The 13,285-nt window shown below is 68.2% G+C and carries 12 protein-coding genes; 6 read left to right on the top strand and 6 right to left on the bottom strand.

Annotated elements, in window-relative coordinates; genetic code table 11:
- Positions 1 to 128: 128 nt before the first annotated feature.
- Positions 129 to 1,016: a L,D-transpeptidase family protein gene (locus tag ACH492_RS21730; protein WP_398988909.1), complete on the top strand. Its 888-nt coding sequence runs from the start codon at positions 129 to 131 to the stop codon at positions 1,014 to 1,016.
- A 154-nt stretch (positions 1,017 to 1,170) separates the two neighbouring features.
- Here the strand turns inward: ACH492_RS21730 and ACH492_RS21735 are convergent, their stop codons facing one another.
- Together ACH492_RS21735 and ACH492_RS21740 are read right to left on the bottom strand one after the other, a co-directional pair.
- Positions 1,171 to 1,575 carry a hypothetical protein gene (locus ACH492_RS21735; protein WP_398988911.1) on the bottom strand — a complete coding sequence of 135 codons (405 nt, stop codon included), beginning with the start codon at positions 1,573 to 1,575 and terminating at the stop codon, positions 1,171 to 1,173.
- Positions 1,576 to 1,857: 282 nt separating this feature from the next.
- A complete protein-coding gene (locus ACH492_RS21740) occupies positions 1,858 to 2,835 on the bottom strand; it encodes an AraC family transcriptional regulator (protein WP_398988913.1) in 978 nt (325 codons plus the stop codon).
- Positions 2,836 to 3,219: 384 nt separating this feature from the next.
- On the opposite strand from ACH492_RS21740, the gene ACH492_RS21745 reads away from it, so the two are divergent.
- Entirely contained in the window at positions 3,220 to 4,029 is an 810-nt protein-coding gene (locus ACH492_RS21745; RefSeq protein WP_398988915.1) for a response regulator transcription factor, read from the top strand.
- Here ACH492_RS21745 and ACH492_RS21750 read toward each other — a convergent pair.
- Positions 3,993 to 5,291 carry a beta-ketoacyl-[acyl-carrier-protein] synthase family protein gene (locus ACH492_RS21750; protein WP_398988917.1) on the bottom strand — a complete coding sequence of 433 codons (1,299 nt, stop codon included), beginning with the start codon at positions 5,289 to 5,291 and terminating at the stop codon, positions 3,993 to 3,995. The two genes, ACH492_RS21745 and ACH492_RS21750, sit on opposite strands and share 37 nt — an antisense overlap.
- A 381-nt stretch (positions 5,292 to 5,672) precedes the next feature.
- Here ACH492_RS21750 and ACH492_RS21755 point away from each other — a divergent pair, with 381 nt between their 5' ends.
- Together ACH492_RS21755 and ACH492_RS21760 are read left to right on the top strand one after the other, a co-directional pair.
- Positions 5,673 to 7,469, top strand: coding sequence for a fatty acyl-AMP ligase (locus tag ACH492_RS21755; RefSeq protein WP_398988918.1), 1,797 nt, complete (start codon positions 5,673 to 5,675; stop codon positions 7,467 to 7,469).
- 73 nt (positions 7,470 to 7,542) lie between these two features.
- Positions 7,543 to 9,351 (top strand): fatty acyl-AMP ligase, encoded by a 1,809-nt coding sequence (locus tag ACH492_RS21760; protein ID WP_398988920.1) that lies wholly within the window; start codon positions 7,543 to 7,545, stop codon positions 9,349 to 9,351.
- 41 nt (positions 9,352 to 9,392) lie between these two features.
- Here ACH492_RS21760 and ACH492_RS21765 read toward each other — a convergent pair whose 3' ends face one another.
- The 3 genes from ACH492_RS21765 to ACH492_RS21775 all read right to left on the bottom strand — a co-directional run bounded on the left by ACH492_RS21765 (position 9,393) and on the right by ACH492_RS21775 (position 11,760).
- Positions 9,393 to 10,751 (bottom strand): PP2C family protein-serine/threonine phosphatase, encoded by a 1,359-nt coding sequence (locus ACH492_RS21765; protein WP_398988922.1) that lies wholly within the window; start codon positions 10,749 to 10,751, stop codon positions 9,393 to 9,395.
- Positions 10,752 to 10,888: 137 nt separating this feature from the next.
- A complete protein-coding gene (locus ACH492_RS21770; RefSeq protein WP_398988924.1) occupies positions 10,889 to 11,263 on the bottom strand; it encodes a hypothetical protein in 375 nt (124 codons plus the stop codon).
- 77 nt (positions 11,264 to 11,340) lie between these two features.
- Positions 11,341 to 11,760 (bottom strand): molybdopterin-binding protein, encoded by a 420-nt coding sequence (locus tag ACH492_RS21775; RefSeq protein ID WP_398988926.1) that lies wholly within the window; start codon positions 11,758 to 11,760, stop codon positions 11,341 to 11,343.
- 135 nt (positions 11,761 to 11,895) lie between these two features.
- Between ACH492_RS21775 and ACH492_RS21780 the strand changes: the two genes are divergently transcribed.
- Both ACH492_RS21780 and modA read left to right on the top strand, forming a co-directional pair.
- Positions 11,896 to 12,291, top strand: coding sequence for a molybdopterin-binding protein (locus ACH492_RS21780; RefSeq protein WP_398988928.1), 396 nt, complete (start codon positions 11,896 to 11,898; stop codon positions 12,289 to 12,291).
- 142 nt (positions 12,292 to 12,433) lie between these two features.
- A complete protein-coding gene (gene modA, locus ACH492_RS21785; protein WP_398988930.1) occupies positions 12,434 to 13,237 on the top strand; it encodes a molybdate ABC transporter substrate-binding protein in 804 nt (267 codons plus the stop codon).
- Positions 13,238 to 13,285 lie beyond the last annotated feature (48 nt).

Below are 13,285 nucleotides of genomic sequence, written 5' to 3' on the forward strand. Positions count from 1 at the left end.
AAGAGACGCCGGAGGGCTCCGCTACCGGCATCGCCCCGAGGCTGCCGCGCGTTGACCTCGTCCGACCTCGTCCGACCTCGGGCGACGGAGCTGACAAGTTCCTCACTTGTCTCATCGAGGCTGACGACATGGCTTCATCAACCAGTCGCCCCCCGCGACGGCGTCCCCGTGCGCAGTTCGGGAACCGTCAAGCGACCACCTCCACAACCCCGGGCCTGAACCGTCTCGGGATACCCGCCGTCGTCCTGTCCTTGTCCATAGCGCTCGCCGGATGCGGGGGCATTGGCACCGGGACAGCCGACGACGCCCGGTCTGCGGCCGTCGGTGCAGAGGACGCATCAGCCACCGCGTCCGGCGTCCCCGGCACGACACAGGCCAGGCCCCGGCAGACGCCTGCGGACACCGAAGGGTCCGCCGCATCCGTCCCCGCGCAGCTGCCGGGCCTGGGCCCCCAGACGCTGGCCGGAATCCCCAAGAACGCGCGGCAGGTCGTCCTGGTCACCGGCCGCGGCAAGGACTCCCCGAAGTCGCAGGTGGTGCTGTACCGCCGCACGAGCGCGGGCTGGGAGCCAGGAGCCACCTGGCCGGCGCACAACGCTCTCAAGGGCTGGACGGACGACCATCGCGCCGGCGATCTCCACTCGCCCATAGGCGTGTTCACCCTCACCGATGCCGGCGGGCGGCTGGCCGATCCCGGCACCGAGCTGCCGTACGACCAGTCGTCGCAGGGCTTCAGGATCGGCGGCACGGGCTTCGAGGGCGAGCCGCTCGCGGGCTCCTTCGACTACGTCATCGCGATCAACTACAACCGCAAGGCCGGAACCTCCCCCCTCGACTGGACCCGCCCCCTCGGCGACGACAAGGGCGGCGGCATCTGGCTGCACGTCGACCACGACGGACCTACGCACGGCTGCGTGAGCCTGGCGCGGAAACACTTGAAAGAACTGCTGCTCACGCTCGATCCCGACCAGCACCCGGTGATTGTCATGGGAGACGCCGAGTCCCTCAAACGCTGACCGAACAGTCGAAGACGAAGGCCAGGAGCGCTCCGGAGATCCCAGGGGCTTCGTGGACGTTCTTCACAAGGACTGCCGCCGCAGCGCGGTGGTGGAAATCCTGAGCCGCGCGACCCGCCCGGGCACACGGCAAAACGGGCAGGGGCCGCGGGGACTACTTCCACTCGTAGACCTTGGCTGTGACCTTTCCGTTCTCATCCGTGTTGAACTCGAACACTCCCGCGGTCCCTGCGAGCTGCGCGAACTTGGCGGCGGCGGTTTCGTAGTAGATGGCGCCTCGCCAGTTCACTCCGCCGGTGTCGGTGAAGTGCCCGACGCCCTGACCGTGCCAGGTGACCGTCTCTCCCTCCTGGGTCATGATGATCCCTTGGCCATCGCCGAAGAGTGTGCCGTCGGGTCGCACGAACGACTCGTACGTCCCCATGTCCTTGACCGCTGCGCTCAGAAGCGTGCCCACTGCCTGGAAGGAGACTTCCATCGCGGGGTGGCCGTCGTCAGTGGGCAGGACCCGCATTCCGGTGGTTTCTCCCTGTTCTTCGCCGAGCAGATCGCCGAGCATGATCGGACTCCTCTCGAAATCCTCCCGGAAGTATCTGATCCACCTCCTAATCCCGGATTACGCCGGATGCCGACGGCCGTCAAGCCGACGCCGACCGGAGCAGCCGGTAGCCGGGCGAGCCGCCCGCCCAAACGACGCTTCGGCGTGCGCCTGCTCCTTGGCGTTCAACCCGTTGCCCATCGCGTGTCCCGCTCGGTGGCCTGGCGTGGCCCACAAGTGGGGGGATCCCCCGTCCGGAGACTGGACGCACCCCCGGACGCTCCCAACCTGGTCCTGAAATGATCAGTACGGCCGGGTCGGCACCCTGGTGCGGTAGGCGCCCGGGGTCGCGCCCGTCCACCGGCGGAACGCGCGGATGAACGCCGCCGCATCGGCGTACCCGAGCCGTACGGCGATCTGGTCGACTCCCAGTCCGAGGGTGGACAGCATCTCGACAGCGCGAGCGTGCCGCGCTCCGTCGACGAGACGCCGGTAGGAAGTGCCCTCCACAGCCAGACGCCGGTGCAGTGTGCGGGTGGAGACGTGCAGCGCGGCTGCGGCAACGCCCATGTCGGGGATCCCGTCCGGCCACTGCATGAGCAGTTCCCGTACCCGCGCTGCGAATTCGGTGTGGGCGCGCCGGGCCAGCAGGAGGCTGCACTCGCGTTCGCACACCTGCATCGTGTGGCGGTCCGCCTGCGGCAGCGACTGCTCCAGTACCGCGGCGAGGGTGACGATCGCGTTGCGCGGCGCCCCGAAGGCGATCGGCGCGTCGGCGAACGCCTCGTACGCTGCGGGCTTTTCAGGCCGTGGGAAGCGCACCTCCAGCCGGAGGGGAGTGAAGGGCCGACCCAGAATGGTGTCCAGGATGGTCCGGATGCTGGCCATTTCCCGCTCGACGAAGAAGTGCCGGACGGGCTGGGGCACAAACCCGTCGTCCAGGACGAGGTGGACCTCGTCCCCGTTCTCCTGAAGGTGGATCCCGACCATGGTGAAGGTGAGTTCCAGGTAGCGCAGTCCCACAGCCGCCGCATCGCGCAGCGTTGGGCTGGCCAGCAGTGCGAAGCCCCACACGCTGTACTTGCGCAGCGGAATCCGGCTGCCGACCTCCAGCCCCAGGCCGGGAGCATCGCCTGTGGCGCGGACCAGGTTCTGCGCCACGACGAGCTCCTGCCAGGCGCGGACGTGTGCGGCATCGTCGGCCAGGGTGTTCTCGTCCACACCGCTGCCGTCCAGGCATGCCGGTACGGGAACTCCGCGCTCGACCCCGACATCCACCATCGCTCGCACGCCTGCGATGCCTCGCGGGAACAGCCGCGGAGCCGTGGAGACTTCGTCGACCCCCGCCCCGTGTCCGGAACGGCCAACAGCATGGCCGCCATTGCCTGGAACCAGCACTGCCAATCCCCCTAGCATCGGAAGGGATCGATGCGGCGAATCCCGCCGCAGGCTGTCATTCAGCCTAACCGGGATGCGCGTGCCGGCCAGGGGGCATATGCGGTATCAGCCACGGTCACCAGTGGGGCTCAGCGCGCCCTACAGCCATCGCGTGTGCAACCGCTGTACCGGAAAGCGTTCTTGACAGTACTCGTCAAACCACACCGGTCAGGAGACCACGGAGTGGAATGGGGACCACACTTCCGAATCGCACAGGCGGAGTGATTGATGGACGACTTCAGCACGTTGGAAGTAATACTGGTCGACAATGAGGACCTTGTGCGCCGCGGTTTCCGGCATGCACTCAAGGAGGCGCCGGACATCACCGTGGTCGCCGATACGAGGGTCGGCGAGGAGGCATTGCGAATGGTCGAGCTGCGGCGACCGCAGGTCGTACTCGTCGATGCCGAATACGAATTCATCCGTAAACTCGCCAAGCCTTTGGGGGCGGCAGCACCAGGAATCGCACCCGGATTCGCACCCGGAATCGTCGTCCTCACCAGCATCGACCTCGACAGCCATCTGTTCGGGTCGCTGAAGGCGGGCGCAAGCGGGTTTCTGCTCAAGAGCGCCAGCCAGGAGGAGCTGACCTCAGCCGTCCGCGCGGTCGCCGGCGGCGCGGCTTTCATCTGCCCCACGATGACCCGACGGCTGATCGATCGGTTCGAGATTCTTCCGCCGCCACAGGAGCGCTCTCACGCGGTCGCCCTGGCAACCCTGAGCGGCCGGGAGACCCAAGTCCTGTCCGGTATAGCCATGGGGAGGTCGAATCAAGAGATCGCCCGCGAGCTGCATGTAACGCCCGCCACCGTGAAGTCCCACGTCTCGCGCATCCTCGCCAAGCTCGAGTTGCCGAACCGGATGCATGCGGCGCTGATGGCTCAGCGGAGCGGTCTGGTGCACTCGCCCCAGCCTGCGCAGGCTCCACGGGCCTCCGCAGGCCCGGCGGGACCCCCAGCCACTCAAGCCCCCCTCTCCTCCGGCCCGTCCCGCGCCCCTGGTCAGGCGGGCTTGGTGAAAGCGAGGACCACGTTGTGACCCCCGAAACCGAACGAGTTCGAGATGGCCGCGGTGACCTTGGTGTGCCGAGGGCTTTCCGTGACGATCTCCACCTTCACCTCGGGGTCCTTGTCGTCGAGGTTCCTGGTCGCGGGAATCACGTCGTTGAAGATGCTCAGGACCGTGAAGATGGCCTCGATCGCGCCCGCCCCGCCTATGAGATGGCCCGTGATCGACTTGGTCGCCGTCACGAGAGCATGCGGGCCGATCGATTCCAGCAACGCCGACGCTTCGATACGGTCACCGACGGGCGTACCGGGAGCGTGAGCGTTGACGTGAACGATGTCCTGCGGGCCGAGGCCGCCGGACCTCAAGGCCTGGCGGATCGCACTGATCTGACCGTCCGCTGATGGAGCTGTCATGGCGTGCGCGTCGGAGCTCATCCCCGTACCGGCAAGCGTGGCATACGCCCGCGCGCCACGAGCTCTTGCGGATTCCGCTCGTTCCAGTACGACGGCTCCGGCGCCCTCGGCCATGACGAAGCCGTCACGGGCGCTGTCGAACGGCCGCGATGCCCTCTGAGGTTCGTCATGACGGCTGGACAGGGCTCCCATGCGGGCGAAGGCCGCCATGGACAGCCGCCCGATGCATGCCTCGGTGCCGCCGGCGACAACGACGTCGGCCCGCCCGGCACGAAGTATGGCGAGCCCCATGGCGATTGCCTCCGCTCCGGAGGCGCAGGCGCTGGTCGGTGCGTGGGCGCCGGCGCGGGCGCCGAGGTCCAGACTGACGGCGGCGGCGGGGCCGTTGGGCATCAGCATCGTCACGGCGAAGGGCGACACGCGCCCCGGCCCCTTCGCCGAGGACACGTCGTGCTGGTCGACCAGGGTCTTCCCGCCGCCGAGGCCTGTGCCGATCACTACGGCCAACCGCTCCGGCGCCACCGTGGGCGCGTCGGCGTCGGCCCATGCCTGGCGGGCCGCCACCATCGCAATCTGCTGGCAGCGGTCCATCCGCCGGGCCTCGACCCGGTCCAGCACCTCGGTCGGTTCCTGACTCAGTCGGCCTGCCAGCCGTACGGGCAGGTCGCGGGCCCACGGTTCGTCAAGCACGGTGACCGGAGAATCGCCGGTGAGCAGCCCTTTCCAGGTGGAGTGGACGTCGGCACCCAGCGGCGTGGTCATTCCTAAACCGGTGACCACAACGCCGGTTGTACCGAGGACTTCCCCGTCCGGGGGACCGGGGAGGTCGGGGAGCTTCGGATAACCCAAGAAGTAGTCGTCAGATGCTTCGTAGGACATCACGGTTCCCTTTCTGAAGCCTTCTAGGGGAATTTTCTCCCTTGGACACGGGCTTGGGCACGGGCCATTCGTCGTCCACTGGCCGTCGTCATTACGGTAGAGAGCACGAGGTGTTTTCCATAACGGCCGGCGGACGGAACCGTGAGGGCGACCGGAGGCTGGTTGTCATCCGTCCTACGGCTTACTGGGCACTCGCCTCCGGTAGGGGGTGGACGCCTTCCGCCGGCGGATACCCCATATTTCTCCGTCGACTTAGCATCTCTCCGAGTGGAACGAACGTGACGCAGGCGTACAGCAATGGCTGGGCAAATAGTCAAGTCCTGGCGGCCAGTGGGGGAATGGCGGGCAATGGCAATGGCCAAGCCGAACAGGAGGACCACGATGTCAGAGGATGCCATCACAGAATCCCGACTCGAGCCGACGACCTTGGTCGAGCTCTGCAGGTATCGCGCGTCCAGGGACCCGGATCGACGGATGTTCGCCTTCCTGGAGAACGGCCTCGAAGAGTCCGACTCGCTCACCCTCGCCCAACTCGACGCCCGCGCAAGGGCGATCGCCGTGCGTCTGAGCAGGCATGCCCCGCCGGGCGCCCGCGCCGTGCTGAGTTACCCGCCGGGTCTGGACTTCGTGTCCGCCTTCTTCGGCTGCCTGTATGCCGGCCTGATCGCGGTGCCGGCTCCTCCGGTGCTGCGCGTCGGCGTCGACGACCGGTATACGCGCTTCCGGGCAATCGTCAACAGCTGCCAGCCGGATCTGGTGCTGTCGAACGGGTCCAGGCTGGACCGTGTCGACACTTTGCTGAAGGACATGTCCACACCACGCCGGCCGACCTCTGTGGCGACTGACGAGATCAGTGGGACGGAGGCATACGGCTGGAAAGCCCCCCGCATCGGCCCGGACACGATCGCGTACCTGCAGTACACCTCCGGCACGACCGGTCAGCCCCGGGGTGTGGAGCTCACCCATGGCAACGTCCTGCACAACCTCTCGCTGATCCTTGCCAACGGTTCCCGGGACACGGACGACTTCGACCGGCTGCCGCCCGTTGTGTCCTGGCTGCCCGTGTTCCACGACATGGGACTGATCACCGGGGTCCTGCAGCCGCTCTATGTCGGTTACGACGCCGTACTGATGCCGCCGTCGGCGTTCGCCCAGGATCCGGTCAACTGGCTCCGCGCGATATCGGACCGTGGGGCGGGCATCAGTTCGGCACCCGGTTTCGGGTACGAGCTGTGCGTGCGGCGCGCCTCCGAGCAGCAGCTGCGTTCCCTCGATTTCAGCGGCTGGCGGATCGCGGTGGTCGGGGACGAGCCGGTGCGTGCAGAGATGATTGACCAGTTCAGTGCCATGCTCGCCCCGTTCGGCTTTCGCCGAGAGGCGTTCTTCCCGAGTTACGGCATCGCCGAGTCCACCGTGATGCTCAGCGGCGGGCCGGTGGAGCCCGAACCGGTGATCCGGCGGTTCGACGCGGTGGCGCTGGCGAAAGGCAAGGTGCAGCGAGCCGGTCGCGAGGACGGGGCCCGCCGACTGGTCGGCCTGGGCCAGTTGCACCCGTCCATGACCATCGCGGTGGTGGATCCGGCCACCGGCGAACCCTGCGCCCCGGACGAGACAGGGGAGATCCTGGCTTCCGGACCGAGTATCGGTGCCGCGTACTGGAACGCCCCGGAGGAGACTGCAAGTACGTTCAACGCCACCGTGCGCGGCCACGAGGGCCGCCAGTTCCTGCGCACCGGCAGCCTCGGCTTTCTGGACGGCGGTCAGCTCTTCGTCACCTGCCGGGTGGACGACCTCATCGTCGTGGAGGGCATGCAGCACTACCCGTACGACATCGAGGCGACCGCGGGAGGAAGCCACGCGGCCGTACGGGACGGCTGCTGCTGCGCATTCACCGTCGAGGACGGCGGACGCACGCGCCTCGTCGTCCTGGCTGAGATCAACAGCCGGTACCGCGTCGTGGCCGGCCCCCCGCCGGACGCTCCGTCAGGTGCCCGCGCGACCGTCGGGGCGGACGAGGTCGAAGAAGCCGTCCGGGAGGCCGTCTTCGCCGGGCACAGCCTCCGGGCCGACGAGGTCCTCCTGGTCAAGGCGGGGTCGCTGCCGTTCACCACCAGCGGCAAGCTGCAGCGCTCGCGGTGCCGGTCCAGGTACCGGGCGCGGGTGTTCGAGACGGTCTGAATCTCGCTCCATGCAGGGAGGGCGCGCGAACTGCCGCCGCCTTCTTCCTCCTTCCTCCGTTTGGAGTGGTCTCATGCAAACCAATCGTCAGCACAGTGTCCGCCTGCCCGAGGGGGTGGCCGGTGAGCACGGGGCACTGACGACGTTGATCGACCTGTGCCGCACTCGTGCGGCAGCCGAGCCCGACCGGAAGAGCTTTGTGTTCCTGGGCGATGGTGTCGATGAATCCGACTCACTGACCCTGGCCGAACTCGACCGCTATGCGCGCGCGATCGCCGTGACGCTGCTGAAGCAGGCTCCAACCGCACGCGCAAGCGCGCTGCTGAGTTACCCGCCCGGACTGGAGTTCCACGCCGCATTCCTGGGCTGCATCTATGCGGGTCTGATCCCGGTGCCGGTAGCTCCGCTCGACGGTACGCGGGGCAATGCCAAATGGACTCGGGTGGAGTCGATTGCCGCGAGTTCCGAGTCCCGGCTGTTCCTGTCCACCGGCTCCATGCTTGCCGCCGCCGAGCCCGTCCTCACCGGCACCGAGGGGCTCGCCCGACTCGACCGGGTGGCGACCGACGAGGTATGCCCGGACCTGGCCCGGCAGTGGACCCCGCCGGTGACCGCCGCTGAGATGGTCGCCTACCTGCAGTACTCCTCGGGATCGACCGGAGTGCCGAAGGGCGTCGCGATCACTCACGGCAATGTGCTGAACAATCTGTCGTTGATATACGACAACACGCGCCGGCCTGCCGACGACGCCGGGCTGTCCCGCCCGTCGTCGGTGTCGTGGCTGCCGCCTCACCACAACATGGGCCTCATCTGCAACGTCCTCGAGCCCCTCTTCTCCGGCCGGGACGTCACACTGCTGCCGACGATGACGTTCGTACAGCGTCCGCTCACATGGCTGCGGGCGATCTCCCGGCTCGGACGCGCGGACAGCTGCGCGCCGAACTTCGCCTACGACCTGTGTGTCCGCCGGGTGACCGACGCTCAGCGCCGGGAACTCGACCTCAGCCGTTGGGAGATGGCTCTGGTCGGAGGTGAGCCCGTCCGCGCCGATACCCTCGACCGCTTCAGCGCGGCATTCGCAGAGGCCGGCTTCCGGCGCGGGGCGCTGTCCCCCGCGTACGGCCTCGCCGAGGCGACAGTGATGGTCACGGCCGTGCCGGTCGGCCAGGGCCCGGAGGTCCTGCGCTTGGACTCCGAGGCGCTCGCCGTCGGAAAGGTGCGCCCAGCCGCGTCGGCACTGGACAGTCGGGAGCTGGTCGGCTGCGGCCCGATCCATCCGTTGAGCACGGCTGTCGCCGTCGACCCGGAGACCGGCAAGCCCTGCGATGAGGACGAGGTGGGCGAGATCTTCGTCTCCGGCCCGAGCGTCGCAACGGGCTACCTGAACGCTCCCAAGGAGAGTGCCGAGACCTTCATGGGGACCCTTCCCGATCAGCCGGGCGAGCGGTTTCTCCGTACCGGTGACCTCGGATTTCTGCACAGCGGGGAGCTGTTCATCACCGGTCGGGCGAAGGACGTCATCATCATCGCCGGTGCCAACCACTACCCGCAGGACATCGAAGCCACTGTTGAGGCCAGCCATCCGGCAGTCCGCGAGTTCGGTGCTTGCGCGGTGTCGGTCGACGACGGCGCACATGAACGGCTCATCGTGCTCGCCGAGACGACGGCGGCAGCCGGCGGCGGGAGTGACGACCCGGTGACCGCGCAGGAGATCAAGCAGGAGATCAGGCGCGCCGTCCATGCAGGACACCGCATCCAGGTGCACGATGTCGTCCTCCTCAGGCCGGGGACGCTGCCGCTCACGACGACCGGCAAGCTGCAGCGTCGCGACAGCCGGGACCGATACCTGGGGGGTTCCTTCGAGGCCGCCCTCATCGAATGAAATGAGGGGACGCGGTCGAGTGGCGCCGCCGGTTGTTGAGCTCAGTCGGCGGTGGCGGTGGCGGCGCGGTCGTCGGATGCCGGTGTGCGAACGGCGATGAGGGCCACGTCGTCGCTGCTGTCCTGAGCGAGGCCGGTGAGGAGCTCGTCGCAGAGGGCTCCCAGGGGTTCTTGGGCGAGGGCGGCGGCGTGCTGGCGCAGCCGGGCCGCGCCGCGGTCGAGGTCTTCAGTGCGCCGTTCGATGAGACCGTCGGTGTAGAACAGGATCGTGGCGTTCGCCGGCAGGACTTCGGTCGCGTCGGGGCGTCGTTGGGTGGGATCCACTCCCAGAAGCATGCTGCGGCCGTCAGTCAGGAAGCGTGTGTCGCCTTCAGCTGTGATCAACAGCGGGGCGGGATGGCCGGCTGCGGCGTACTGAAGAGCCCATGGCTCATGCTCGGCCGGTTTCTCGACAAGCGCGTAAATGCAGGTCAGGGTCTGGTGTGGGTAGAGGATGCTGTTGGCCGCGTCCATGCGGCCGAGGATCTTGCCGGGTGGCTCTTTGCGGTCGCTGGCGATGCCGCGCAACATGTTGCGCATGTGGCTCATGGTGACGGTGGCCTGTAGGTCGTGGCCGGCGACGTCTCCGATGATGAGGGCCGTGGCACCGCCGGGCAGGACGAACGCGTCGTACCAGTCTCCGCCGACCTGGGACGTGGCCAGAGCGGGCTGGTAGCGGGCGGCCAACTCGAGCAGTCCGAGCGTGGGCAGGTCGGGCAGCAGGGAGCGCTGGATGCGCTCCCCTGTGTTCTGGACCTCGGAGTACAGGCGTCCGTTGTCGACGGCGAGCGCGACGCGGTGCGCCAGGTCCTCCGCCAGCGGAAGAGAGTCCTCGTCCAGTGCCCCGGTACTCTCCGTGCGCGCCAGGGTCAGCGCGCCCAGAACCTGCCGGCGGGAGCGCAGTGGCGCGATCACCACCGTGTCCGCCCCCAGGCGGTCGAAGAGTTCCAGTTCCCTGGCATGCAGAGGATCGGCCGCGGCATTGGGCGCGGAGAATGACGTGACGAGCAGCGGCCCGGCCCCCCGCAGGGCACGGGCCAGTGAGGCGGCCGAATCCTCGGACAGGGGTGGCAGTCCACCTTCGTACAGGCCGGGTGACACCAGGTCGGACTCACGGTGCTCGATCACGTGCCGGCGCAGGCGGCCGTGCTCGTCGAGCAGATCCACCGCGCACCAGTCCGCGAGGCCCGGCACCAGCGTGTGGCACAGGCGTCGCAGGCCCGTGTCCAGGTCGAGGGTGCTGGCCAGTGCGTCGGCGGCGTTGGTCAGCAGCGTCAGCCGGTCGAGGGCTTGCTGCACCGCCCGGTCCAGCTCATGGGAGTCCGTAGCCGGCCCGTCATGGTCGTCCGCATCCGAACCCATCCGGCACCTCTTCCCCATTCGCCGGCCAGCCGCAGCCGACTCCAGGCTGTCACGCTGCACAGCCGCCGGGATTGTCCCTGTCTCCATGCTGCCGCATGGACGGGACCGCGGCCGGTGGCGCCGTTGAGAGCGAATTCTCAGTGGTCGGAGTAACTGAAGTCCCCCACCGTCCAGGCGCTCACATCCTTGATGGCAATGCGGTACATCCCCCCGGTCTCGGGAATCCCGAGGCTTCCCTGAAGGATTCTCGCGACATGGAAGTGCAGGTGTGTGGGCGGCTCACCCTGTTCGCTGCGGGGACCGGCCCCGGCGGCCATGAAGATGGTGGAGAACGGTCCAAGCCGGTCCGAATCTTTCAGGACCTCGGCGACGCGCTGCCTCCACATGGCTTCGGGAGCCAGTCGTCCGGTGATGACAGCCCCGTTGACCACCACGGTGAGAGACATCTGATTGGTTTGCTCCGATTCCACCATGGCGGCGACATCGACGAGCAGGTAATCAGGCTTCGACATGAGAGCCAATTTTACTATGCGGCCTTGGCATTCCCGGGGGGCTCCACGGCCGGGCAGCAGGGGTAGTTGGGCCGCGATCAGGGCGTGGCAAGGGAGATCTCGGTCGACTTGATCAGTGCCACTACGGATGACCCGGCGGCAAGGCCCAGGTCGGCGACCGCGTCCTTCGTGATCGCGGCGGTCAGCTCGCCGCCCACCACGCCGACCTTGACGCTCGCCATCGCGCCGCCGGCGGCGACGTCGGTGACGGTGCCGGGGATCTGGTTGCGGATGCTCAGGCCCTCGACCGCGCCGGTGGCGAGCGAGACCTCGGTGGACTTCACCAGGGCGCGTACGGCGGAGCCGGGCGCGAGGCCCAGTTCCTTGACGGCCTCCAGTGTGATCGCGGCGGTGATCTCCTGTCCGCCTTCCAGGCGGACCCTGACGGCGGCCATCACCTCGCCGGGCGTGACGGAGACGACCGTGCCGGGGATCTGATTGCGGATGCTCAGGCTCATGGGGTCACCGTAGCCACGGGCCCGGGCAGCGGCCGGGCAGCGCGCTTGGGGCTTCCTCCAAGGGGTCTGGCATTTGCTATGAAGCGGTGCTCGATGGCTTGTAAATGCTGGCTGATGCCGCCTACCTTGTCGCATATGCAGTCCTACACAATCGGCCAGGCGGCGCGTCTGCTGGGCGTCAGCCCCGACACCGCGCGTCGCTGGGCGGACGCCGGCAAGGTCGCGACCCATCGCGACGAGAGCGGGCGCCGCCTCATCGACGGCCGTGACCTGGCGGCCTTCTCGATCGAGGTCGCCCAGAGCGGGACCGGCGATGAGGATGTCTCGTACACCTCGGCCCGCAACGCCTTCCCGGGCATCGTCACCGCGGTCAAGCTCGGCGATGTCGCCGCGCAGGTCGAGATCCAGGCCGGCCCGCACCGGCTGGTCTCCCTGCTGACCAGGGAGGCCGTCGAGGAGCTGGGGCTGGAGGTCGGCATGCAGGCCACCGCCCGCGTGAAGTCGACCAGCGTGCACATCGACCGCGCCTGAGAACCGCGCCTGAGAACCGCGCCTGAGAACCGCTCCTGAACCGCCCCCGAGACCCCCGAACACTCACTCAGCGCTCATCCCTTGCAGCGGCGTCGCCCGTCCCCGACGCGGCCTGTTCCCACCGCTTCACCAAGGAGTCCTCGTGTCGTACGCCTTTACCCGGCGCCGTACCGCCGCCGTCCTGACCGCAGCACTGCTCGTACCGCTGGCCGCCTGCGGCAGCGACGACAGCAAAAAGAACAGCGGCGCGAAGGGCACCGGGTCCGCCGCCGGCGCACCGAAGGCAGAGCTGACCGTGCTGGCCGCCTCCTCGCTGACCGATGTCTTCAAGACCGCGGGCGCCGCGTACGAGAAGTCCCACCCCGGCACCACGGTGAAGTTCTCCTTCGCCGGGTCCCAGGAACTGGCCGCCCAGGTCAAGCAGGGCGCCCCCGCAGACGCCCTGATCACCGCCGACACCAAGACCATGGACGGGCTGAAGTCCGACATCGGCGCCCCGACCGTCATCGCCAGGAACCGGCTCGTCATCGCGACCGGCAAGGGCAACCCGGAGAAGGTCGGCTCGCTGGCGGACCTCGCGGACACCAAGCTGAAGGTCGTGCTCGCCGCCCCCGAGGTGCCGGTCGGCCGCTACAGCAAGAAGATCCTGGACGCCCGGAAGATCGTCGTGAAACCGGTCTCCCAGGAGCCCAACGTCCGCGCCGTCCTCAGCAAGGTCGAGCTCGGCGAGGCCGACGCCGGACTCGTCTACAAGACGGACGCCACGAGCGCGAAGGGCAAGGTCGAGGCCGTCGAGATCCCCGACGGTCAGAACGCCGTCGCCTCCTACCCGGCGGCGACCCTGAAGACGTCCACGAACGCGGAGGCCGCCGCCGCGTTCGTGAAGTGGCTGAGCACGCCCGAGGCGCAGAAGATCCTTCAGGACGCGGGCTTCCAGCAGCCGTAACCGCCGGCAGCCGTAACAGCCGTGCGTGGGCTGCCCGGTACGGGGGCC

Source organism: Streptomyces sp. NPDC019443 (assembly GCF_044389785.1).
Classification (GTDB): Bacteria; Actinomycetota; Actinomycetes; order Streptomycetales; family Streptomycetaceae; genus Streptomyces.

Excerpts from the sequence above, each read along its gene's own strand:
- ACH492_RS21730 (WP_398988909.1), top strand. The coding sequence starts at position 129 with ATGGCTTCATCAACCAGTCGCCCCCCGCGACGGCGTCCCCGTGCGCAG.
- ACH492_RS21735 (WP_398988911.1), bottom strand. The coding sequence starts at position 1,575 with ATGCTCGGCGATCTGCTCGGCGAAGAACAGGGAGAAACCACCGGAATG.
- ACH492_RS21740 (WP_398988913.1), bottom strand. The coding sequence starts at position 2,835 with ATGGTGGATGTCGGGGTCGAGCGCGGAGTTCCCGTACCGGCATGCCTG.
- ACH492_RS21745 (WP_398988915.1), top strand. The coding sequence starts at position 3,220 with ATGGACGACTTCAGCACGTTGGAAGTAATACTGGTCGACAATGAGGAC.
- ACH492_RS21750 (WP_398988917.1), bottom strand. The coding sequence starts at position 5,291 with ATGTCCTACGAAGCATCTGACGACTACTTCTTGGGTTATCCGAAGCTC.
- ACH492_RS21755 (WP_398988918.1), top strand. The coding sequence starts at position 5,673 with ATGTCAGAGGATGCCATCACAGAATCCCGACTCGAGCCGACGACCTTG.
- ACH492_RS21760 (WP_398988920.1), top strand. The coding sequence starts at position 7,543 with ATGCAAACCAATCGTCAGCACAGTGTCCGCCTGCCCGAGGGGGTGGCC.
- ACH492_RS21765 (WP_398988922.1), bottom strand. The coding sequence starts at position 10,751 with ATGGGTTCGGATGCGGACGACCATGACGGGCCGGCTACGGACTCCCAT.
- ACH492_RS21770 (WP_398988924.1), bottom strand. The coding sequence starts at position 11,263 with ATGTCGAAGCCTGATTACCTGCTCGTCGATGTCGCCGCCATGGTGGAA.
- ACH492_RS21775 (WP_398988926.1), bottom strand. The coding sequence starts at position 11,760 with ATGAGCCTGAGCATCCGCAATCAGATCCCCGGCACGGTCGTCTCCGTC.
- ACH492_RS21780 (WP_398988928.1), top strand. The coding sequence starts at position 11,896 with ATGCAGTCCTACACAATCGGCCAGGCGGCGCGTCTGCTGGGCGTCAGC.